At 52.2% G+C, this 24,107-nt stretch carries 17 protein-coding genes; 12 read left to right on the top strand and 5 right to left on the bottom strand.

The window, feature by feature from the left end:
* Nucleotides 1–63 precede the first annotated feature (63 nt).
* The 3 genes from nlpI (at nucleotide 64) to CYR52_RS05900 (ending at nucleotide 3,041) form a co-directional block, all read left to right on the top strand.
* Nucleotides 64–948, top strand: a complete 885-nt coding sequence (gene nlpI, locus CYR52_RS05910) for a lipoprotein NlpI (protein ID WP_101828188.1) — start codon at nucleotides 64–66, stop codon at nucleotides 946–948.
* 115 nt (nucleotides 949–1,063) lie between these two features.
* Nucleotides 1,064–1,144 carry a protein YrbN gene (yrbN, locus tag CYR52_RS23070; RefSeq protein WP_101816386.1) on the top strand — a complete coding sequence of 27 codons (81 nt, stop codon included), beginning with the start codon at nucleotides 1,064–1,066 and terminating at the stop codon, nucleotides 1,142–1,144.
* The gene (locus tag CYR52_RS05900; protein ID WP_072927119.1) at nucleotides 1,134–3,041 is read left to right on the top strand and encodes a DEAD/DEAH family ATP-dependent RNA helicase; all 1,908 of its coding nucleotides are present in this window, start codon (nucleotides 1,134–1,136) and stop codon (nucleotides 3,039–3,041) included. The genes yrbN and CYR52_RS05900 overlap by 11 nt, the downstream gene beginning before the upstream one ends.
* A 66-nt stretch (nucleotides 3,042–3,107) precedes the next feature.
* Here the strand turns inward: CYR52_RS05900 and CYR52_RS05895 are convergent, their stop codons facing one another.
* The 3 genes from CYR52_RS05895 to ubiU form a co-directional block, all read right to left on the bottom strand.
* The gene (locus tag CYR52_RS05895) at nucleotides 3,108–4,166 is read right to left on the bottom strand and encodes a luciferase-like monooxygenase (protein ID WP_101828187.1); all 1,059 of its coding nucleotides are present in this window, start codon (nucleotides 4,164–4,166) and stop codon (nucleotides 3,108–3,110) included.
* A 156-nt stretch (nucleotides 4,167–4,322) separates the two neighbouring features.
* Nucleotides 4,323–5,207, bottom strand: a complete 885-nt coding sequence (locus CYR52_RS05890; RefSeq protein WP_072927123.1) for a U32 family peptidase — start codon at nucleotides 5,205–5,207, stop codon at nucleotides 4,323–4,325.
* A gap of 12 nt (nucleotides 5,208–5,219) precedes the next feature.
* On the bottom strand, nucleotides 5,220–6,215 hold the full coding sequence (ubiU, locus tag CYR52_RS05885) for a ubiquinone anaerobic biosynthesis protein UbiU (RefSeq protein ID WP_072927124.1): 996 nt from the start codon (nucleotides 6,213–6,215) through the stop codon (nucleotides 5,220–5,222).
* Between the two features lie 238 nt (nucleotides 6,216–6,453).
* Here ubiU and ubiT point away from each other — a divergent pair, with 238 nt between their 5' ends.
* Together ubiT and CYR52_RS05875 are read left to right on the top strand one after the other, a co-directional pair.
* The gene (ubiT, locus tag CYR52_RS05880) at nucleotides 6,454–6,975 is read left to right on the top strand and encodes a ubiquinone anaerobic biosynthesis accessory factor UbiT (protein WP_165699071.1); all 522 of its coding nucleotides are present in this window, start codon (nucleotides 6,454–6,456) and stop codon (nucleotides 6,973–6,975) included.
* Complete coding sequence (locus CYR52_RS05875) at nucleotides 6,969–7,472, top strand: GNAT family N-acetyltransferase (RefSeq protein ID WP_072927127.1); 504 nt, start codon at nucleotides 6,969–6,971, stop codon at nucleotides 7,470–7,472. The genes ubiT and CYR52_RS05875 overlap by 7 nt, the downstream gene beginning before the upstream one ends.
* Here CYR52_RS05875 and CYR52_RS05870 read toward each other — a convergent pair.
* A complete protein-coding gene (locus tag CYR52_RS05870) occupies nucleotides 7,469–7,807 on the bottom strand; it encodes a GIY-YIG nuclease family protein (protein ID WP_101828216.1) in 339 nt (112 codons plus the stop codon). The genes CYR52_RS05875 and CYR52_RS05870 overlap by 4 nt on opposite strands.
* 86 nt (nucleotides 7,808–7,893) lie before the next feature.
* Here CYR52_RS05870 and CYR52_RS05865 point away from each other — a divergent pair, with 86 nt between their 5' ends.
* Nucleotides 7,894–8,337, top strand: a complete 444-nt coding sequence (locus CYR52_RS05865) for a YhbP family protein (protein ID WP_101828185.1) — start codon at nucleotides 7,894–7,896, stop codon at nucleotides 8,335–8,337.
* Between the two features lie 56 nt (nucleotides 8,338–8,393).
* On the opposite strand, the gene CYR52_RS05860 is transcribed toward CYR52_RS05865, so the two are convergent.
* Nucleotides 8,394–8,915, bottom strand: a complete 522-nt coding sequence (locus CYR52_RS05860) for a type 1 glutamine amidotransferase domain-containing protein (protein ID WP_072927131.1) — start codon at nucleotides 8,913–8,915, stop codon at nucleotides 8,394–8,396.
* Nucleotides 8,916–9,603: 688 nt separating this feature from the next.
* Here CYR52_RS05860 and CYR52_RS05855 point away from each other — a divergent pair.
* From CYR52_RS05855 to CYR52_RS05830, 6 genes are all read left to right on the top strand, one after another.
* On the top strand, nucleotides 9,604–10,179 hold the full coding sequence (locus CYR52_RS05855; protein WP_072927132.1) for a fimbrial protein: 576 nt from the start codon (nucleotides 9,604–9,606) through the stop codon (nucleotides 10,177–10,179).
* Nucleotides 10,180–10,228: 49 nt separating this feature from the next.
* On the top strand, nucleotides 10,229–10,945 hold the full coding sequence (locus CYR52_RS05850; RefSeq protein WP_072927134.1) for a fimbrial biogenesis chaperone: 717 nt from the start codon (nucleotides 10,229–10,231) through the stop codon (nucleotides 10,943–10,945).
* 35 nt (nucleotides 10,946–10,980) lie between these two features.
* A complete protein-coding gene (locus CYR52_RS05845) occupies nucleotides 10,981–13,578 on the top strand; it encodes a fimbria/pilus outer membrane usher protein (RefSeq protein ID WP_101828184.1) in 2,598 nt (865 codons plus the stop codon).
* A gap of 31 nt (nucleotides 13,579–13,609) precedes the next feature.
* Complete coding sequence (locus CYR52_RS05840; RefSeq protein WP_072927145.1) at nucleotides 13,610–14,590, top strand: fimbrial protein; 981 nt, start codon at nucleotides 13,610–13,612, stop codon at nucleotides 14,588–14,590.
* Between the two features lie 39 nt (nucleotides 14,591–14,629).
* The gene (locus tag CYR52_RS05835) at nucleotides 14,630–16,363 is read left to right on the top strand and encodes a ShlB/FhaC/HecB family hemolysin secretion/activation protein (protein WP_101828183.1); all 1,734 of its coding nucleotides are present in this window, start codon (nucleotides 14,630–14,632) and stop codon (nucleotides 16,361–16,363) included.
* 95 nt (nucleotides 16,364–16,458) lie between these two features.
* Nucleotides 16,459–24,107 (top strand): two-partner secretion domain-containing protein (locus CYR52_RS05830; protein WP_165699069.1); only part of this gene is annotated, 7,649 nt, incomplete at its 3' end.

The raw sequence follows: 24,107 nt of genomic DNA, 5'->3' as shown, positions 1-24,107 counted from the left end.
GCCTTTGTGTTAAGCAAGCGGATGACAGGACGATCATCCAATGTTTGTCTTCGGGAGTGGGAAATGAAGCCTTTCTTGCGCTGGTGTTATGTTGCGACAGCACTTATGCTGGCAGGATGCAGCAACCATGATTGGCGTAAAGACGACGTTCTGGCGATTCCTTTGCAGCCTACGCTGCAGCAGGAAGTCATTCTGGCACGCATGGAACAAATCCTTGCCAGCCGGGCATTGACAGATGATGAGCGTGCGCAGTTGTTATATGAGCGTGGAGTGCTGTATGATAGCCTTGGATTACGGGCGTTAGCGCGAAACGACTTTTCACAGGCGCTGGCGATTCGTCCCGACATGCCGGAAGTTTTCAACTACCTGGGCATTTACTTAACGCAGGCAGGCAACTTTGATGCTGCCTATGAAGCGTTTGATTCTGTATTAGAGCTTGATCCAACTTACAATTACGCGCGTTTAAACAGGGGCATCGCACTGTATTACGGTGGCCGGTACCGCCTGGCGCAGGATGATCTGCAGGCGTTTTATCAAGACGACCCAAATGATCCCTTCCGTTCGTTGTGGCTTTATTTGGTGGAACGAGAAATCGACCCCAAAGAGGCTGACGTGTTGCTGGAACAGCGTCACGACAAAGCGGACAGAGGGCAATGGGGATGGAATATTGTCGAATTCTACCTGGGCAAAATCAGCGAAGACACGCTGATGGACCGCCTGAAGGCAGATGCAACGGATAACACTTCGCTCGCTGAGCATCTCAGTGAAACTGACTTCTATTTAGGTAAACACTACCTGAGTCTGGGGGACAAGAGCAGCGCTTCGGCACTGTTCAAGCTGACGGTGGCTAACAATGTTCATAACTTTGTTGAGCACCGCTACGCATTGTTGGAATTGGCGCTTTTGGGCCAAGAGCAAGACGACCTATCAGAATCGGACCAGCAATAGCTGACGGACCTATCAGCCTGATTTACCTTGGTTTTCCACCAACGTCAATCGCCTTAACGGGCGAGGCTTTTTTGTTCGTTTATTAAATTTATTTTGAGCCGGTTCACACTTTTCAATGAAAATGACTGAAAATTTTCTCGACGAGTTACGTAGACTGGCCGCCATCTCATATGAGGCACGTGTACATGACTACTGAGTTTGAAACCTCTTTTGCTGACCTGGGGCTGTCTGCTCCGATCATTTCCGCCCTGACTGACCTGGGCTATGAAAAACCGTCACCGATCCAGGCTGAGTGTATTCCTCACCTGTTGAACGGCCGCGATGTGCTGGGCATGGCACAGACCGGTAGCGGTAAAACTGCAGCGTTCTCGCTGCCGCTGCTGCACAACCTGAAAGCCGATCTGAAAGCACCTCAGATCCTGGTATTGGCACCGACCCGTGAGCTGGCGGTTCAGGTTGCTGAAGCAATGACCGATTTCTCTAAACACATGCATGGCGTCAACGTGGTTGCCCTGTACGGCGGCCAGCGTTATGACGTACAGCTGCGCGCCCTGCGTCAAGGCCCGCAGATTGTAGTAGGGACTCCAGGCCGTCTGCTGGACCACCTGAAACGCGGTACGCTGGACCTCTCCAACCTGAGCGGTCTGGTACTGGATGAAGCTGACGAAATGTTGCGTATGGGCTTCATCGAAGACGTTGAAACCATCATGGCGCAGATCCCGGCTGACCATCAGACCGCCCTGTTCTCTGCCACCATGCCGGAAGCGATTCGTCGTATTACCCGTCGTTTCATGAACGACCCGCAGGAAGTGCGCATTCAGTCGAGCCTGACGACCCGTCCTGACATCAGCCAGAGCTACTGGACTGTGTCTGGTATGCGTAAAAATGAAGCGCTGGTACGTTTCCTGGAAGCGGAAGATTTTGATGCGGCGATCATCTTCGTACGTACCAAAAACGCGACCCTGGAAGTGGCAGAAGCGCTGGAGCGCAATGGCTATAACAGTGCTGCCCTGAACGGCGACATGAACCAGGCTCTGCGTGAGCAGACTCTGGAGCGCCTGAAAGATGGTCGTCTGGACATCCTGATTGCTACCGACGTAGCGGCCCGTGGCCTGGACGTTGAGCGCATCAGCCTGGTTGTGAACTACGATATCCCGATGGATTCTGAATCCTACGTGCACCGTATCGGCCGTACCGGCCGTGCAGGCCGTGCGGGTCGTGCGCTGCTGTTCGTGGAAAACCGCGAACGCCGTCTGCTGCGCAATATCGAGCGCACCATGAAGCTGACCATTCCTGAAGTAGAGCTGCCGAACGCAGAACTGCTGGGTCAACGTCGTCTGGCTAAATTTGCTGCGAAAGTGCAGCAACAGCTGGAAAGCAGCGATCTGGACCTGTACCGTGGTCTGCTGGCTAAACTGCAACCGGAAGAAGAGCTGGAAATCGAAACCCTGGCCGCAGCACTGCTGAAAATGGCCCAGGGCGAACGTCCGCTGATTCTGCCGCCGGAGCCGGCTTTCAAAGCGCGTCCGCGCCGCGAGTTCAACGATCGTGACGATCGTCGTGGTGACCGTGCCGATCGTGGCGATCGCCGTGATGCACGTGATGGTGACCGTCCGCGCCGTGAGCGTCGTGACGTGGGCGACATGGAGCTGTACCGCATTGAAGTGGGCCGCGATGACGGCGTTGAAGTTCGTCACATCGTGGGCGCGATCGCCAACGAAGGCGACATCAGCAGCCGTTACATCGGTAACATCAAGCTGTTTGCTACCCACTCCACCATTGAGCTGCCGAAAGGGATGCCGGGCGATCTGCTGTCGCATTTCACCCGCACCCGTATTCTCAACAAGCCGCTGAACATGCAGCTGTTGGGTGATGCACAGCCGCAACCACGCCGTGAGCGTCGTGAAGGTGGTGCACCGGCAGGTGATCGCCGTGAAGGCGGCCGTGGCCGTTCCTTTGGCGGCGGTGAGCGTCGTGAAGGCGGTGCCCGTCCTCCGCGTCCGTTCAACGGTGAACGTCGTGAAGGCGGCGAGCGTCGTCCGGCAGGTAACCGTGACGGCCAGCGCACCCCACGTCGTTTTGGCGATGCGTAATTAATTGCCAGTGATATAAAAAAACCAGCCTCCGGGCTGGTTTTTTTTTGCCTGCTATTCACGGCCTCAGCCGATGCGCGGTTCTTTCACCAAATCCTGCTGCACCTCTGACACAATTTCAAATGAGCGCAGACGTGCCTGATGATCGTAGATCTGGCCGTTAATCATCAGCTCATCCGCCTGGGTTTCGCGCAGCAACGCCTGAAGGCCGTGGCGGATACTCTTCTTATCGCCGACCACTGACATCCGCAGTGACTGCTCAACGCCAAAACGCTCCGCCGGAGACCAGAGGCTGTCGATGTCATCCACCGGCGGCGGCAGCGGGCCGGGGTGGCCGCGACGCAGGTTGATAAACTGCTGCTGGTTCGACGTAAACATACGGTGTGCTTCTTCCGAAGTGTCGGCCGCAATCGCATTCACACAGACCATCGCATACGGCGCAGGCCAGCGTTCTGACGGCTTATAGTTTTTGCGGTACAACGCCAGTGCCTGATAAAGCATGTCCGGGGCGAAGTGTGAGGCAAAGGCAAACGGCAGGCCGAGCGCGGCGGCCAGCTGCGCGCTGTAAAGGCTGGAGCCAAGCAGCCAGATCGGCACATGCAGCCCCTGGCCCGGCACTGCCCGTACAGGCTGGCCAGGCTGGGCATCAGCAAAATAGTGCTGTAATTCCTGCACATCTTGCGGGAAATTGTCCACTTCACCGGAAAGATGGCGGCGCAAGGCGATCATGGTGCGCTGGTCTGTACCCGGCGCACGGCCCAGCCCCAGATCGATACGATCGGGGTAGAGCGTGGCCAGCGTGCCGAACTGTTCGGCAATCACCAGCGGGGAATGGTTAGGCAGCATGACGCCGCCGGAGCCAAGGCGGATGGTTTTCGTGCCGCCGGCAAGGTGGCCAATCAGTACGGAAGTTGCGGCACTGGCGATGCCGGTCATGTTGTGATGCTCGGCCAGCCAATAGCGCTGATAGCCCCATTTTTCAGCATGTTGTGCCAGCTCAAGGGAGTGGCGGAAGGCATCGGCCGGACCCAGGCCTTGCGGCACCGGTGCCAGGTCCAGCACCGACAGAGGAACGGTTTGCGGCTGGGAGGCCGTTTGTTGGGATACTGTCGTTGATTGAGACATAGTCATTACCCACGGTTTATACAGTGGCGAAATAGCTCGCCAACTAATCATAACCCTGAGTATTACGCATCCCGCAGTTCTTGCCTAAGGGGAATGTGCGCTATTGGCCCGCCCCAGGAAAGTGGGCGGGCTTCCTCATCCGGGCAGCCGCACCGGTTACGGCTGCGCGACCTGCGCCAGCCCGGCGATCCGGTGCCAGTAACCATTGCATTCAGGCTGTGTCGCAACAGTCATCGGCGCGTTTCCTTGCTCATTCGCCTTGAAGCGCGACAGCATCTCCAGATCGTCAATGGATGAGGGAGAAAGCCGGACAATGTCCACCAGGCCCGCCATGCCGGCCAGCGCATTGCCCAGGTTGTAGCAGTAACCGCTTTGCGTCTGAATACCGTTCAGGACGAAAACCTGCTGTTGCTCCTGCGAATGCACGGCCCGCCCGGTCGGGTAACGAATGCAGCAGGTTTCGCACTCATCCTTGGCGCGGTTCTCTGAGCGTGCGGTAAAGCAGCGGGCAGAATAGGCGAGCGGCAGATGGCCGTAGCCCAGCACCTCGACCTCGAATTTACCGCGCAGCCCCAGCGTCTCGCACTGCGCCAGCAATGCGGCCAGCCAGTCGCGCGAAAGCTCGACCGGCATACACCAGCGCACCATGCCTTGCCGGTGCAAAATGCGCAGGGTATAGGCGTTGTAACAGTTCAGCGCATGGCCGGCCACAAACGGCAGATGCTGTTCCGCCGCCATATTGACGGCCGACAGGTCGTTGGCCTCCAGTAAAAACTCCCCGTTCTCAACATAACGCCGCACCTCGTTCAGTTCTGAAGGGGCCTGCACCAGCGCCAGGGTAGAGATCACGCATTGCTTGCCTGCGGCTGCCAGCATACGTGCCAGGGCCAGCCAGTCAGTGGCTTTCATCGCCCGGCGCTTGCTGCATACCGTCTCCCCCAGGTAGATGATGTCCGCGCTGCTCTCTGCCGCCGCCTGGTAAAACGCCTCCACATTCTCTTTTGGCCAGTAGTATTGCACTGCACCCAATGAGTATTTCATGTCCCTTATCCTCTATTGCCATTTACGGTGATAGGCACCCAGCGTGGTTTGTGTGCCTTCCGACAAACCGCCCAGTGCTGTCATCCAGGCGGGGTGCGGCTCAAAGGCGTTGGGATCGGCTTTACACAGGTCGATAGCCTGCCGCCAGATGCGCGTCACCTCGCTGACATACGCCGGGCTGCGCTGACGCCCTTCAATTTTCACCGACGCAATATTAGCCGCCATCAACGCCGGTAACAGGGCCAGCGTATTCAGGCTGGTGGGTTCCTCCAGAGCGTGGTAGAGCGCATCCCCGACGTGATAACGGCCTTTGCAGAGCGTCGGATAGCCGGCGTTTTCGCCACGGGCATAACGGTCAATCAGCACGTCATTCAACCGGGATTCCATCCCCTGTGGCGTTTGCTGCCAGCGCACAAAGCGGGCCGGTGAACAGACGCCGACCGTGTTGGGCGACTCCCCGGTCAGGTAAGAGGAGAGATAACAGCGCCCCTCCGCCATAATGCACAGGCTGCCGAAGGCAAAGACTTCGAGCGGCACCGGGCTGCTGCGTGCCAGTTGGTTAACCTGATGCATGGAAAGCACCCGCGGCAGTACCACCCGGCTGACAGCGAAATTCCGGTGATAGAACGCGATGGCTTGCTCATTGGTGGCGGACGCCTGCACAGAGACATGGCGTTCCAGGTGGGGGTAACGCTGGGCGGCGTACTCCAGCATCGCTAAATCAGCAAGGATCAGGGCATCCGCGCCGGACTGGGCCGCCATATCCACGGCGCGCTGCCAGCGTTCAAAGCCTGTGGGATGGGCAAAGGTGTTGATGGCAATATGCAGTTTGCGGTGATGGCGGTGGACAATGCCCACCGCTTCCTGCAGTTTCTTCTCAGTGAAGTTAAGCCCGGCAAAATGGCGGGCGTTTGTATCATCTTTCAGGCCGATGTAAACCGCATCCGCGCCCTGTTCGATCGCAGCTTTCAGCGCTGGCAGATTGCCAGCAGGGCAAAGTAACTCCATAGTATATTCCCGGCAGAGCCACCCATCATGGGTGATGACATAACAGCCGGCGATTTTAGGCAACCCGGCAGGCTGAAGTATTGATTTGAGGCAGTTTCTGGCGAGTTGTTAACAAGCTGATGAATAAATTCCACTGTACACAGCGACGTTCTGGTGCAAAATTTATGGATACCGCGCGCTGAACCTGTTTCCCGATATGGCAAAATAGCGCCAGTCTTTACCAGAGGAGTAAATGCCAGTGTTGGAGCAATTACGAGCACGCATTGTGCGGCAGGGGCCGTCACTGTTGCGCATTCCGTTAACCTTTATGCCGTTTGCTCTGCAACGACAGGTGTTACAGCAACTGTTGCACTGGCAGTTCCGGCAGGCACTGGCTGACGGGGAGCTGGAATTTCTGGCATCGCGCTGGCTGGAGGTCGACGTCCGGGACCTGGGCCTGCGCTGGTATGTCACCGTGGAAAATGATAGCCTGAAAATCAGTGCAGACGCCACGCCGGATGTCCGCTTCAGTGCGGACGCCAATGACCTGATCCTGATCGCGGCCCGCCGCCGTGACCCGGACACACTCTTCTTCCAGCGCCGTCTGCGCATTGAAGGGGATACTGAACTCGGCCTGTATGTGAAAAACCTGATGGATGCCGTGGATCTGGACACGCTGCCGCCGGTGCTCCGGCAAGGGCTGACCCAGCTGGCTGATTTTATTGAGGCCGGTATGCAACAGGACACCGCAACCTTCTCCCGTACAGGTGAATTATGTTAATTCGTGTAGAAATCCCGGTGGATGCTGCCGGCATCGACAACCTGTTACGCCGCGCCTTTGGCCGTGACGATGAGGCCGATCTGGTCCAGCAATTGCGTGAGGATGGCTTGTTAACCCTGGGCATCGTCGCCACCGATGACGAAGGCGGGGTAGTCGGGTATGCCGCATTCAGCCCGGTGGATGTGGAAGGGGAAGATCGTCAGTGGGTGGGCCTCGCACCGCTGGCGGTGGATGAAACGCTGCGCCATCAGGGCATCGGCACCAAACTGGTGTATGAGGGGTTGGATGCGCTCAATGAATTTGGCTATGCGGCGGTAGTGGTACTAGGTGACCCGGCCTGGTACGGCCGGCTGGGGTTCACCCCGGCTGCCGCCCATCAGCTGCATTGCCGCTGGCCGGGGGCGGAAGCCGCCTTCCAGATCTATCCGCTGTCGGAGCAGGCGCTGGATGATGCCTCCGGCCTTATCAGTTTTGCGCCGCCTTTTAACCGTTTTTAAGCGGGCACCCGGCCGGTCTGCGCCATATACGCCATAAGATCCTGAGGCTGGTCACTTACCAGCCTCTCTTTTTGGCCGCGTGAAAGTTGCTTGATACGATATTCCGCTTTCAGGGCGGCTGAGCGGTCGCCAATGACACAGTGAAACACCAGCGTCAACGGCCCCTTGCCGCGCAGGGCTTTCGCCCCTTTGCCGCATTGGTGTTGCGTCAGGCGGCGCGGAACATCGGTAGTGATGCCGGTATACAGCAGCCCGGCGGCGGTACGCAGCATATAGAGGTGCCACAGGGCGGCGGGCGCGCAGTCAGCAATAAGGGTTTTTTGATCATTTATCATGGCCACAGGGTAAACCAGTTGGCGGGTGGGTTCTACTTGCCGTGTGCGCCGGCCAGGCCGGCGTACCCTTCCCAGGGGAGAAACATATGCAGCTGTCTGATGATCGGGTAACCATTGAGAAGTACCTGAAAAAATACCATGTCCTGACCCTCTGCGCGGCAGCCGGGGAAGATTTATGGTGCGCGAACTGTTTTTATGTAGTGGAACCGGGACAGATGGCATTGTTGCTGATGACCGATCTGAAAACCCGCCACGGCGCGCTGATGGCGCAGCAGCCCCGTGTCAGCGGCACCATTGCCGCACAGCCGAAAACCGTTGCGCTGATTAAAGGGGTACAATACAGCGGCCGGGCAATACAGCTGGTGGGGGAGGAAGAGCAGGCGGGCAGGGCGCTTTACTGCAAACAATTTCCGGTGGCCCGGGCTATGCCGTCGCCTGTCTGGCGGCTGTCACTGGACGAAATAAAAATGACCGACAACACGTTGGGGTTCGGTAAAAAACTTTTCTGGCAGCGTGAAAACCGCCCATAAAAAAGGCCGCATTATGCGGCCTTTTCACATCACAGTAACTGACCTTTCACCCGCGCTTACTGCGCCAGAATTCGCAATGCTTCACGGTTAAAGGCCGGCAAGTCTTCCGGGGTGCGGCTGGTGACCAGTGTATCGTTGTCTACCACCACTTCTTTATCATAAAAATCAGCACCGGCATTTTTTACATCAACCACGACCGGTTTCACGGTGGTGGCCTTACGCCCGCGCAGCACATCCGCACTGATTAGCAGCTGTGGCCCATGGCAAATCGCAAAAATGGGTTTACCGCTGTCAGAGAATGCTTTGGTGAAAGCAACAAACCGGTCATCCCCGCGAAGGGAATCCGGTGAGTGGCCACCGGGCAGCAGCAGCGCATCAAAGTCCTCAACACTGACGTCATCAATAGACTTATCAATGGTGACGCTGGCCTCACCTTTTTTACCCTTCACTACATTACCGGCTTTCTTCTCAATAGTAATGACCTGATGACCAGCCTGTTTATAGGCGTCCGCAGGTGAGGTAAATTCTGCATCTTCAAATTCATCGGTGATGAGTACCGCAATTTTCTTGTTCGACATCGTGTCCTCCTTATGATGATTTGTTGATGTATTAAGCCTAGTCATGACCCTCTCTGTTCGCTACCCGTTATTGCCCCTCCCTCATAAAAATTAAAAAAAACAGTTGGTTATAAGAATTGTGCACAGTAACAAGTTATTTCACCGGGTCTTATTTACAGGGCTGGCCTGATAAAACGCACGCTTTAAAGGCAGCGCATCGCCATGTATTGGCGTGTAAATCATAGGGATAAATATAAGAAAGGAAAGAAGAGGTAAAGACAGCCGGCGCTTATATTTATAATGATAAATAAGCGGGTGGGTAGTGGTATTTTTCTCTCTGCTTTAAATCGCCGGCTTCTTTAAGGCGGAGAAAAATGAGAAAGCTTTAGTTATTAGCCAACTTATTATTGATTAAGCACTTTTACTTTTTCTTCACCTTATTCAAGTGAAAAACTTATTATCGAATAGTAATGGTAATTATAAAATTAAATCCTTTTCTCCCGTATTCATCACTTTTATTGTTAATTTATCTTTAAAAGCAGGTTTAATTAATGCATTTCTTCTATGAGTAAAATAAAAATCATGAAGCAAGTAAATGATTTTGAGGTATTTCTCCGAATATTTTAGGCATAGCGCCATATATGTATTTTTAGGGGTTGTCTATTATTTCCTCCCTTAGGAAATTGGCCTAGTTAAAGGAGAAGTAATTATGAGTATTGTTACTAAACGTATGAAAGCACTAATGTTACCTGTTTGTCTACTGGTAAGTGCTACAGCGGTCAGCGCTGAAGACGGCACCATTACCTTTACGGGTGATATTAGTGATGCAACCTGTGAAATTGAAGTGGGCGATGATACGGGTTCCAGTGATACCGGTGATTTCACCGTAAAACTGAAACCTGTCAGTGTGACGTCTCTGGATGCAGACAAACGTCGTGCTGGGGATACACCGTTTTATATTAAATTGAGTGGTGCGCAATGTCCAAACGGGAAATATGCCAATGTTTCCTTTGAGCGCGCGCTCAGCCTTAATATTGACCCGGTAACCGGTAATTTGAAAAACCACACTGCAGCGGGTGCGGCAACCAAAGTACAGGTAGGGCTGACGGATGAAAAACTGAACGCGATTGATCTTAACCAGCAAATTACCGATCCAACCAAAGGTAAACAAATTACAAACAGTACTGCCCGATTTGATTACTGGGCGCAATATGTTGCAACCGGTGGGGCAGCAACTGCAGGTACGGTTAATACCAACGTTGTTTATTCCATTATTTACAACTAATTAAATAAGGGGGGTGCTCCCCCTTATTTACTCTACATGAGCTAATGTTATGAAGCTGAAAGCACTTTTACTGACTTCGCTGTTATTTACAACAGCCTTCCCCTCTTTTGCCTCAATACAAATTATGGGAACCCGGGTGATATTTAATGCGAAAGATAAAGAGCAGGCTATTCGTGTCAATAACGTTGGCAATACACCGAGCTTAGTCCAGGTGTGGCTGGATAGCCGCGCAGAATCGGGTGTTGCGGATAAAGAAGATCTGCCGTTTGTTATTACGCCGCCGATGGCGCGGGTTAATGAAGGAAAAGGGAAAACATTCCGCATATTCCAGACGCAGGATACGGTAAACAAATACCCGAAAGATCGTGAATCCGTCTTATGGGTTAACTTCCTGGATATTCCGCCGGAAGAGGCGTCGTTGCAGGATAAAAATCTGCTTAATCTGGCGTTCCGCACCCGCCTGAAATTCTTCTATCGTCCGGCAGGCCTGAAGGGTGATGAAATCAAGGCCGGAGAAAATCTGAAGTGGAGCATGGCAAACAATGCGGACGGGTATACCTATACCTGTGAAAATAATTCGCCTTTCCATGTCTCTTTCTCCCGGCTGGTCATTAAAGGCGATGATAAAACGCTGATCAATGGCGATATGGTTGCACCTTTTAGTAAAAAAACATTTTCTTTTAAAACGAAAAACAAAACCGCTAAGCCGGTATTGGAATACACCTTCATCACCGATCTTGGTGCCTACGTGGATAAGCAGTTTTAAGTTGTCAGACTTTTTATGATAGAGGAAAAGATAAAATGCGGGTTGGACAAGGAGGAAAAATAGCCCTTTCATTGGTGGTCGGCAGCCTGAGTATCTATCCGGCAGTGAACTATGCAGATGAAAGCCATATTATTAATAACAGTGACACCCAACCTGTTGATGGGGGCGCAGTTGCCCCTAAAAAATCCGCGGTAAAATTTAATCGTGGTTTTGCCAATGCTTATAACGAAGGGACAGACTTCAGTATTTATGATGGCGAGCCAACCACTCAGCCGGGCGAATACTTTGTTGAAGTTACGCGCAATAAAAAAACATTAGGTACGCATCACATTAAGTTTGTGAAGGATTCTGCCGGAAATGTAGAACCCTGTTTGTCAGCAGAGATGCTGCTTAAAATGGATGTGAATCCTGAAACGTTGCCGCTCGGTTGGCAGAATAACGCCTGCATTTTAATTAAGGGTATTATTCCCGGTGCAACGACGGACTATGACACTGATGATGAAATCCTGCAAATAACCATTCCACAGCGTTATTTAAATAACAATCCGGAGGGTTACATTAACCCTATGCTGTGGGATGAAGGCGTGCCTTCCTTCTCAGCCAGCTATAACGTCAGTGCAACCAGCACCCAATATGATGATCATACGTCCTCTAATTATTATTACGGCAGCCTGCTCTCATCACTGAAATGGGGCGCCTGGCGTCTCTATACCTATGACAATATTAACACCAATGATGAGACCGGCACGCAATGGAGCCATCTCTCTTCTTATGTACAACGTGCCGTTATTCCACTTAAGGCGGAGCTGACCGCCGGGGATATCAATACCACAGGGTCACTCTTCGATACCGTGGCATTGCGCGGCGTAAGCCTGATGAGCGATGAACGGATGCTGCCGCAGTCATTGCAAGGCTACGCTCCGGTTGTGCGCGGTGTGGCGGATACCAATGCCCGGATCACCATTAAACAAAACGGCAACCTTATCCGTGAAATGAGCGTGCCGCCAGGTGAGTTCGTCATCGATGACCTCTACGCGACCGGCTATGGCGGTGATTTAGAAGTCACGATCAACGAAAGTAACGGTAAGACCCGCACCTTCATTACGCCTTACGCCAGCCTGCCCATGTTGCTGCGCCCAGGCACGTCGAAGTTCTCAGCAACGGCTGGTGAAGTCCGCAGTGAATCGCTGCGCCATACCCCTGTATTAATGGAAGGCACTTATCAGTACGGCTTGAATAATACGGTGACGGTCTATGGCGGCGGCCAGATTACCGCACCAGGTGATTACGCTGCGCTGATGGGCGGGATGGCAATCAATACGCCTCTGGGGGCGTTGGGTATCGATTTAACCCGCTCTTTCACCTCGTTTGAAGACGAACAGGATAATGCCTGTGACAGCATCTGCAATCTGAGCCTGAAAGTCAGCCTGGCGAAATACATTGACCAGACGGGCACCAACCTGAGCCTGGCAGGGTATCGCTATTCCAGCCAGAACTACTACTCGTTGATGGATGCGCTGTTAACGGCGGAAGCGCAGGAGACAGGTGATGACAGCTTTTTGCCGGAAAACTACCGCGACAAAATTGAAGTCAATATCAGCCAGTCGCTGGCACCTGGCTGGGGCAGTGTATTTGCATCCGGTTACTATGGCCGTGTCTGGGACAGCCGCTACAGCCGTAATACACAAAGCAGCTATCAATTTGGTTATTCCAATTCCTGGCGCTCTGTCAGTTATAGCGTCAATTTAAGTAAAACCATTGATGAGGACGGGATAGAAGATCGGGCAATTTATTTAGGGATGTCGGTGCCATTCGGGACATTGCATACCAAAGTCCCGACACTGAATGCCGCTGTCAGTTACAGCAATCAGGATGCCAAGCTCAGGGCTTCCTTATACGGCAATGCCGGTGAATATAATCAGTTCGACTACGGCACCTGGTTTGATTATGCCCAGGAACACCAGACCAATTTCGGTTTCAATATGGGGTATAACGGCAGCCGCGCACAAGGCAACATCAGTTATAGCCAGACAGAAACCTCTTATACCGGGTCAATAAATGCCAGCGGTGCGGTCGTTGTGCATGGCGGCGGTGTGAATTTCTCCTCTTCATTAGGGAATACCTTCGGCATTGTTGAAGCAAAAGGAGCGGCGGGCGCGCGTATTTACCCAGAGTTGACGTCCACCGTGTCGGATAATGGCTATGCGATCATCTCTTCCCTGAGCCCTTATCAATATAACGAAATTTATGTTGAAGCAAAGGGCGCACCCATCGGCGTGGAATTTGGTGAATCCAAATTACAGACCGTACCGACGGCCGGTGCATCAGTAAAAATAAAACTGGATACTAAAAGTACCTCAACACAATTTATTCAGATTAACCGCGTTGACGGAAAATATATTCCTTATGGTGCGACGATCAAAAATGAAGGCGATGAGGTTCTGGGCATTGTAGGCCAGGGCGGCCGTGCCATGTTAAGCCTGCCGCAGGATAAGATTTCCGGAAAATTGCGGGTGAGCTGGACATCCGGAAAAGAGAAAGGCAGCTGTTTCATTGACTATAAAATGGATAAAACATCTTCCACTAATTCTGACGAAGATATTCCTACCCAGCATCTGATGTGTAAAAAATAAATTACTGCTCTGAACGGGGCAGGGGGGCGTTATGTTTAAATTTTTGATGAAAATAGCCTTTGTTATGGCGGCAGGTTTCTCTTTTTATAGCATGCCTGTGGCGGCAGCCAACAATTGCTCTATTACATCGGGTTCAGTGATGAATATTGCTATCACGGTGCCTACCCTGCGTCCGGCGAGTAACGGCACATCCGGTACCGTGCTTGGGGCGGCAGAAATTCAGGCGCCGGGGATCAGTTATAACTGCGGAACCAATATAAGGAATACCTGGCGTTCTAAATTTACCCGCCCGGAGCTGAGTACGGAGTCTACGGTGCCGGATGTGTACCAGACAAATATTCCAGGCTTAGGCATCCGGTTAAGCTGGCCAACGTCGCGAGGGGCATATTTCCCCACTGCATACCCGTGTAATGGGGCCTGTAGTGAACGTGGTGATACGGTTAAGCTGGAGTTTGTTCAGACCGGCACCATCTCTGCCGGTGTGATTCCTGCCGGCCAGATCGGGGTGGTTCAGGTCACTGCAGACACTAACCCTGGCGCGCCTTTGACATTAATGAACGTCACGCTGGCCAGCGCCGTCGACATTCAGCCTAAATCCTGCGCGATTTTGACAACCTATCAGAACGTTGATTTAGGCAGTTATTCCATTGCAGATTTCACCACAAAGAAAATTACGAAAGGCGTGGTAAAGGATTTTGAACTGACCCTGGATTGCCCGGTAACGGTACCCGTAAAAATTGCCTTTACCGGGGAGCAAAGTATTGGGGCAGCGAAAGGCGTGATTAAAAACTGCGAAACAACAGAATGCGCAAAATCCGTTGAAGTGAAATTAATGAACAGCATGGGCATGGGCATTGATGTCACAGGCGATAAAACAAAGGCAATCAATGTGGGCAACGTTACCGGTAAGAAAACATTGAAATATAAAGCACAGATTGTTCCTGTTGATATTCCCTCGATGACGCCGGGCAAAGTCAATACGTATGCCATTTTTGATATCTACATGGATTAACTCATTTCAATACATTAAGTCTTATAGGTGTAATTTAACATGATGAAGAAAATGCTTTGCGTTAGTGCAGGCGTATTACTACTTTCCGGCAATGCTTACTCTGCGATGTTATCAACAAATAACGCAAAGCATGAACTGGATCAATTAGAGCGCCGTCAGAACCAACTCACTATTGAGGAGGAGAAGGCACGTGAAAAAGAGATCATTACCCAGAAAGAGATGGGGGTCGACACTTCTTTGTCGGAACTGGGAAAACCCGGTGCCGGCTACCAGTTTATGATTAAACAGATCAATGTTGCCGGTGACGATATCTATGAAGATTCACCGGCGCGCCAAAAAATTATTGATCGTTATATCAATACTAAAATGGGCCAATATGAAATTATGTCCCTGGTAAAGGAGCTGAGTGATTTCTATATTGGAAAAGGCTACTCCACGACGCTGGTCACCATTCAGCAGGGTAACCTGCGTGAAGGTATTCTGAACCTGAAAGTGCTGTGGGGAAAAGTTGCTGACTTTAGCGTGGAAGGAAAGAAGCCGACATTCCGTGAATCATCGCGTCTGTTCAGTGCCATGCCCTTTGCTGAAGGGAAACCATTAAACCTTCAGGATATTGATCAGGGCCTCGATAACCTGATGCGTGTTTCCCGTAGTGACAAACTGAGCATCGTACCCCATGAAAAAATGGGCTACTCCACGGTGAATCTGCAAGGTGCGGATGTTCAGCCTTTTTCCGGCGGCATTGCCACCAATAACTCCGGTTCGGAAGCTGAAGGCTGGGGGCAATATTCTGCCAGCCTGAATGTGAATAACCCGCTTGGCCTGAACGATGTGCTGGGCTTTTATTACTCCTTTAACGACTTGAAAAACAATCCGGATAACCAGGACTCCTGGTCCGTTAACTACAGCCTGCCTTTAGGCTACTGGACCTGGGACATGATGTTCTATAAGTCCGGGTATGCAAAAACCATTGGCGGCTATTATGGCGGCTACCACAGTGAAGGTGATTCAAGCCGGGCCTCATTAAAATTGAGCCGTCTGTTGCACCGTGACGCGCTGGGGAAAACCAGCGGCTATGTCAAAGTAGAAACGCGTGACAGCGCGAACCTGATTGAAGGCGACATCATTGATGTCAGCAGTAAACGTTTTAGCAGCATCACTGCCGGGTTAAACCGGGTGGGCGCCTTATGGGGCGGCTGGCTCTATGGTGATCTGAATATCACGACCGGCACACCCTGGTTTAACGCAGCCTGGAAAGACGATGCCGATCTGGAAGGCTTTGACCTGAACTATGTCAAATATAACGGCATGGTGAACTGGTCACGCGACCTCTATCGTAATGATCATGTCGGCATCACTTATGACATGAGCTCAGGTTTCCAATATACGCCGGATGTCACCGTAAGCGACGCGAAATTCAGCGTGGGTGATGAATTTACTGTGCGTGGTTATAAAGACAGCTTTATGTCAGTGCATAGCGGTGCCTATATTGCGAATAACCTCAATTTCCCGATTTACGTGAATAAATTTGGCGTAAACCAGATTACGCCGTTTATTGGTTACGATTTGGGGACGGTGAAAGACAACTGCCCGGCAGGGGTTAATGTATGTCATACGCAATATATGACAGGTGCTGCCGTCGGTATTAAAGCCTCCGGCCAATATTTTAATACGTCACTTACGATGAGCTGGCCTTTAGCTGAACCTTCTACGTTAAGGGATCAGGACGTGTCTGAAAGCGCAATCTATTACAGCGTTGGGTTGAATTTTTAAGTGAATAATCTTTGATGTGCAATGGTGATATTTTAGAGGAAAAAATGGTGAGTAAAAAACAGCCGGTTCAGAAAGGAAGTAAAAAAGGAAAAGGGTTGAACAGTAAGCTTCGTCCCTTATACCTGGCCGTTGCCAGCGTTATGCCGGTCGCTGCAATGGGTGATGCGATTATCCCGGAAACCAATAAACAAAATGCGCCGACAATGAATCAGTCAGCGAATGGTACGCCGGTGGTTAATATCACAGATCCTAACCAACGTGGAATTTCACATAATAAATACTCGGAATTCAACGTTAACCAGCAGGGTGTGATCTTTAACAACAGCATGGCCGATGGTGTCTCTAAAATCGGCGGCCATACGATGAAGAACACCCAATTGAATAAAGAGGCTAACGTCATCCTCAATGAGGTGACGGGCGCGAAAGGTACTCACCTTAACGGCACCATGGAAGTGTTTGGCCGTAAAGCTGACGTCATCATTGCCAACGAAAATGGGATCAAAGTGAATGGTGTGGCGACGGTCAATACCAATAACCTGACCCTGACTACCGGTAAAGTCGTCCCTCAGAACGATGGCCGTATTCTGCTTAACGTAGAAAAAGGTGGGGTAGATATCGAAGGGCGCGGCATCTCAACCGATGGCCTGGGCTATTTTGATATCATCAGCCGCACCGTAAAACTGGACGGGGAAATCGCCGGCCAGGCTGAGACCAAAGTGGTCACCGGTCTGAATGATTATGATCCGGAAACCCGCACGCACACCGTGCGCAGCACCACCGGCGAAGGCCGCCCGGAAGTCGCCATCGACGGCAGCGCCTTAGGCTCCATGTATGGCGGCCGTGTTCAGCTGATCAGTACGGAAAGCGGCGTGGGCGTGCGCCACCAGGGCAGCCTGGTGGGGACGCGCGGCGTTGAAATCACGGCCGACGGCGACCTGATGCTGAGCGGCATCCAAAGCGAGCAGGGCAATGTTACGCTGTCGGGTAATAACATTTCCGTACAGAAACATAATGGTTACGGCGGCATTGCCAGCCAGGGCGATCTGGTTATCCGTGCACTCTCCCACCTGATGCTGGGGGCCGATGCGGTCTCTGAACAGGGCACGATCCGCATCGATGCCGGCTCTATGCTGCAAAGCGCCGCAGTGTTGATGGCTAAAAATGGCCAGAGCAGCACCGGCAATATCCCGTCCATTATCATCAACGTCAATGATGAATACCAGATTGCGGGCAATCTGTATGCGGTTGATGCCCAAGGTAACCGCCTGAATAACGCCACGATTACGCTGGAAAAAGGCGCGTATGTGGTGCGGGTCGGCGGGCAGGTGGTGAACGCCGGTGTGACCTCTGATGCGCAGCTCGTGGCACAACAGGGTGACATCAGCGTTAACGTGAAAAAATTCAAAAACAATAAAGGCGGGGTGGTAGCCAGAAAAGGCGCAATCACCTTCAATATTACTGATGTGGCTGAAAACGACGGTACCATTCAGGCTGCCGGCTCTTTCTTCCTCAATACAGGCAAGGCGAAAAACAGCGGCATTATTTATGCTGACACCCAGCGCTTTACGGTGGGTAGCCTGGAAAACCAGGGCGCGATGTTTGCCAATAATGTCATCGTTGAAACCGGCGCGCTGGATAACAGCGGTGTGATCAACGCCAATGCGGATATTACGCTCAAGGCGAATGGCGATCTGGTTAACAACAGCGGGGATATTCAGGGTAAAAATGTCGCTATCGAGCAGAACGGCACCACGGCCGGCAGCGCGAAAATGACCAATACCGGGAAAGTGCAGGCTGCAGATGCGTTGCGCATTAAAACCGACACCCTGGACAACAGCGGCAAACTCTATTCCGGCAAAGAGATGAACCTGGCGCTGACCGATGCACTAAACCTGCATCAGGGCAGTGAAACCACCGCCTACGGCGATTTGACGGTAACCGGTGCAGAAGAGCGCAAACTCAATATCACCAATGATGGTGGCTGGTTGCAGGGTAATAATATCCATCTTAACGGGCTGGATACGCTGACGAACCAAAATAACGGTACCATTATTACCAGTAATACGTTTGACCTGAAAAACAGCAATACATTGCTGAATGACTCAGGCCTGATTCAGGGTAATAACGTGGTGTTGGATAACATCAACACCGTGACTAACCAGAATGACTCCACCATCCTCGCCGGGGATTCGCTGAGCATGACGCAGGTTAAAGACCTGACCAATGCGCAGTCTACGCTGTCGGCCACCAATGAGGTGGTGCTGGACGGTGTAGAAAACATCGTTAACCAGAAAGGCCTGATCAGCGCCGGCACCTCGCTTGACATCAGCAATGCCGTCCAACTGCGTAATATTGACAGCAGTACAATTCAGTCCCAGGGTTCACTCAATATCGACAATGTCGGCCTGCTGAAAAATGAAAACGCGTCCGGCATGTTGTCGATTAATGACGCGCTGACACTGTCTGATATCGGCGTCCTCTCTAATGATGCGACCAGCCAGATTCTCTCTGCCGCACAGATAGCCATCGTTAACATCGATACCCTGGCAAACCAGGGCGTCATTCAGGCGAATGAAGCCGTGATGCTGAAGGGCATTAACCGCCTGGTCAACAGCGGTGAAACGGCCCTGATTGCGTCTATCGAGCAGCTGACGCTGCAGGCCATCGCGGAGCTTACCAACGCGGACGGTGCCTACATCAGCGGCGGAACCGCAGCGGTACTGGAACAGATCGGCAAGCTGATCAACAGCAAAGCGATTATCCAATCCGCGGGCGATGTGAGCATCAGTGCCGATACGATGGAGAACATTGGTACTGACACAGACGAAGGTACCGGCGTGCTGGCAGATGACAGCATGGAACTGTTGATTGCTGATGAGCTGGTGAACACCGGCGGCGCTGCCCTGGTCGCAAATAACCGCCTGGATATCATCACAGACACCCTGTCCAACGCCAAGGGTGATCATCTGATGGGGGGCCAGATCAGCGCTGGTGAGGTCAACTTACTCACTAACACGCTGGATAACCGCCACGGCGCAATTCAGGCGTATGAAAACCTGATCCTGAATATCAATAAGCTCCTGAAAAACCACGAAGGGACGCTCTGGTCAGATCATTCTCTGGAGCTGAATATCAAGGGTGATTTCACCCTTCGGGATATTGCCGACAGCAACCCGGATGACAACGTTGATGACAGTGATAACTCCGGGACAATCAACGCCAAGAATAAACTCGCCATTAATACCACGGGTGATTTGCAGATTGACTCCGCCCTGGAAAGCCGCGGTGAAATTCATCTGAATGCTGAAGGCGACCTCACCAATAACCACGCCATTATCAGTAACCAGGACATCTACCTGACCGGTACCAATGTTACCAACAGTGAAAACTCGCTGATCTGGAGCATGGACGATCTTAATATCGACGCGAAAGAAGGCACCTTTACCAATGGTTATAACGGTAATGTGCTGAGCATGAGCGATATATCTATCGTCGCCGAAAACCTGATTAACGACGTAGGGATTATCCGTTCTGAAGGTAATATGAACCTGGATGCCCAGGTCATTGAAAACCGCAGCCAGTACAGCGGCGATAAATGGGATTACGGCCCAACGCAGCAAGGCACGGCTTCTATCACCGGTGATGAGGGGATGAAATACTTAGAGTGGAAAATGTGGACAGACCTGCCCATCCTCTCTTCTGATATTGAACTGGTAAAAGCCGGGGAGATCTCTTCTGGTGGGCATATGTTCATTAACCAGAAAGATCTGTTTACCAACAGTACTGAAAAGCCGATGAGCGTTAAAAATGACGGCGGCATTATTCAGTCCAAAGGCAGCATGTTTATTACGGGTGATTTGTATAACACCCCGCGTTATGTGGATATGTCTATGCATGACTATCTGCATCATCAGCTCGCAACGCCTATTAAAATTAGTTTTTATTGGCGCGTCGTTGCTGACGGCACGCGTACGGCTACCTTCGATACGCTGCATAGTTTGCTGGATTACCTGTTAGGGAGTGGGCAACCAGATAACTATTATGATGACGATCCGAGTTGGAGCTGGTGGCAAGATGCCAATCGTCCTAAATTCGTTGACGTTATGCGGAAAACCTCTGCGGGCACGCCAAGTTCTTCAGCGCAATTAAACGATATTATGATCAGGCTGTTTGGCGAAAGCTGGATCACAAAAGATTATGCTGACCTGAAAAGTGATTGGGCAAAACTTAATGGTGAGAGTGAGAAACAACTCAAAGAGAAGAAACAATATTTCCTGCCAAGTGATAAAGGCAGCATTGTTTCCGGGGGGGACTTTGTCCACGATGGCGGCAGCCTGAATAACGGCATCGACGATGTCGAGATCAAAACCGGCAAAGACGAAAATGTCGTGGTGGAGAAAGTCGGCGAACAAGAAGTCGACGCCATTGATGCCGGCTATGAAATCGACGTTAACCTGAAAAAAGTGGAAGAGCTGCGTGGCGGCATCAGTACCCTGCCGACGCTGGCGGAGCTTATCAACATTCCAGGAATGTTCGCCACCTCGACCGAGTGGAATACCCGCAATAGCGATGATAAGGCTGTTAAAACAGATCCTGACAGCAAAGTCGTGCCGATGTATGAGACCCGGACATCGCTGATTAATCAGGACGACTACTTTGGCTCTGAGTACTTCTTTGAGCAGGTAGGCTACGACCCTGCTCAGCCGGCGATGGTGATTGGGGACAACTACTTCATCTCCGAACTGATCCGCCGCCAGCTGAACCAATCCGTCGGCACCTTCTTCAGCGTGCGTGATGGGGTAGAAGGCGCCGACCTGGTGCAGATGCTGATGAACAATGCCCGTCAGGCCAGTGATGATGCTTTCATGGGGCTGGAAGTGGGTAAACCGCTGACGGATGAGCAAAAAGCCAATCTGGATCAGGACATTGTCTGGTTCGTTAACCAGAACATTGACGGCACAGATGTGCTGGTGCCGATGGTTTACCTCTCTGCCAAAACCATTGAACAGATGGAAACCGGGGTGCAGGAAGGCGCCGGCTCGGCAGTGATTCACGCCAATAACAACGTGATCACTGACGCGACTGAAGTGAACAACAATAACGGCGTGATCAGCGCTGGTAAGAGTGTTGTGATCCAGTCGAAAGGCGACATCAATAACGTCAGCCGCGGCATGAACAGCGGCATCAAAGCCGGTGAGAGCATTATTGCGGTGAGTACCGATGGCTCCATCAATAATGACGGCGCTGCGATGAAAGCTGGTCAGGATATCCTGATGAGCGCTGAAAACGGTGAAATCAATATCACTGCCAGCGTCGGCCGTGATGTCACCGGTAAACAGGAGATCCATCGCTACGATGATGCCATCTCCGCAGGCGGCAGCATCGGCATGCAAGCCAAAGATATCACCGTCAATGCCGGCACCATTACGGCAGGCAAAGATATCGGCATGAAGGCCACTGAAGGGGATGTCAAATTCAATGAAATGCATGAAATTTCTGCGGAATATAAACAATCCTCTGACTTTGGCGGTGCGCTGAACTTTGAGTCCACAGAAACCAAAAACACGCAGGCAACCAGTAAGCAGAGCCATATTTCCGCCGGCAACAATATGGTTATTGACGCAGCCAATGACATCGTCATGGAAGGCGGCGAATACACCGCGAAAGCGGGTAAATTCAACGCAGGCAATGACATCCTGATCAAAACTGCACAGGATCACGCCTACAGTGAAACGAAACATGTCAAAGAAGAGTTCTCTATCTCCGGCAAGGTGAGTGGCGGCGGCTATACCGCAGAAGGGGAATACAGTAACCGCGACGGCGCATCCTCCCATACCGATGGCGGCAACTATGAGAACGTGAATGACACCGACACCGCCTCTCCGGGCAGCAGAAAACCGGGTAAAGCGCCGGTGGCACCGATGGTTGAGGTAAAAGCGGGTTATAGCTCACTGAAGGAAGAGAGCACCGCCCAAAGCACCACCAATAAGAACGCCCAGTTTAACTTTGACGAACAACTGGATATGACCGCCGGGAAAACGCTGGATATCGGCGGCGCGGATATCAAGTCCAAAGGCCTTGTTAATCTCACGGCCGAGGAACTGGCGTCCACGAAGTATGAAGATACGTTAGAGACGACCTATTCCAAGGAAGAGATGTTCATTGGGGTGAAAAACCAGAGCGGCAGCGTGGTCGCCGACGTGCTGGATAAGAACGCGGCGATGGTGGTGAATAAAGTCAATAACCCGGACGTTGGCTTTGACCCGGCAATGACGGCACTCCAGGTAGCGGGCGATGCCTCTAACCTCTATTTCAACGACCTGGCAAGTTCCACCACCACGTGGGGCGTCAGTAAAAACTCTACCTCAGGTTCTACATCGTCGAGCAAGGAAAACATTACCCATATTGAAGCCGGCCAGCTCAATATTAAAACCAAAAACGATGCGGCCCTGAACGGGGTGGATATCAAAGCCGATGGCGTGAATATGGACATTGGCGGTGACCTCAGCGTGCGTGCGGCGGAGGCAAAAACTTCCTTTAAAGAGAAATCCAAAGGCTTTGAGGTCGGTATCAGTTCGGGCGTGGCGGTTGACAAAGACACCGTCGGTATGGGGGCCTCGCTGGATATCAGCGCCCATGGCGGTAAGTCATCGGGTGATACGAAGAGTTACACCAACTCTTCCATTGCAGCGAAAGATGTGAAGATTAAGACCGGGGGAAATATGACCCTGGACGGGTCGAATATTGAGGCGGACACCGCCGATATTGAGACCGGCGGCAAACTCAATATCATCTCACGCCAGGATACGGTAAACACCGACGCGTCCAGTTGGCATGCCGGGGTCTCAGTAGGCGTGGCCGTCACAACGGACAGCAAGATGATGCCGATTCCAACCTTTGGCGTGAATGCTGGTGGGGGCTCGGAATATCATGATGAAGCGAAAACCAATAAACAGGCGGGCATCCATACCAAGGGTGAGCTGAATGTGAAGAGCGGTGATGATATCAACATGACCGGTGCCCACATTATCTCTGACAGCAAAACCGGCACGGTGGAAACGAAAGGCAAGATCAACGCCACTGAACTCATTGATAAGGTTGAGCAAGACGGTGCCTACGGCGGCGGCGGCGGTGGTATCACCAAAACCGGTGTCAGTGTCAACGGCTATGTGGAAACTGTGGATGAAGTGCATTTCAACGAAACACAGCACTCAACCATTTCTGTCGGTGACGTCGTCGGTGAGGTCAATGGCAAACTGAACAAGGATGGCAGCCAGACCTCTACCATCACTAAAGATGAGAAAGAGTGGGGCAATGACATCTCCTTCAGCTTCGGTACCGGAGGTGGTGGCAAGAAAAAACCAGACGCAGCGTCACCGCCAAAACGGCCGGATAGCGCACGCCCGGCACCAAGACCGGATGATGTGAAGCCGCAGCCGAAGCCGGATGATGTGAAGCCGCAACCTCAGCCGGAACCGGACGATGTGAAGCCGCAACCGCAGCCGGAACCGGATGATGTGAAGCCGCAACCTCAGCCGGAACCGGACGATGTGAAGCCGCAACCGCAGCCAAAACCGGACGATAACCAGCCGAAGCCGGATGATAACCAGCCGAAGCCGGACGACAACCAGCCGAAGCCGGACGATAACCAGCCGAAGCCGGACGACAACCAGCCGAAGCCGGACGATAACCAGCCGAAGCCGGACGATAACCAGCCGAAGCCGGACGATAACCAGCCGAAGCC

Origin of the sequence: Chimaeribacter arupi (assembly GCF_002858805.1) — a bacterium.
In the GTDB taxonomy this organism is placed as follows: domain Bacteria; phylum Pseudomonadota; class Gammaproteobacteria; order Enterobacterales; family Enterobacteriaceae; genus Chimaeribacter; species Chimaeribacter arupi.
Note: the sequence above shows the minus strand (reverse complement) of the source record. Positions and strands in the feature narration are given on the sequence as shown.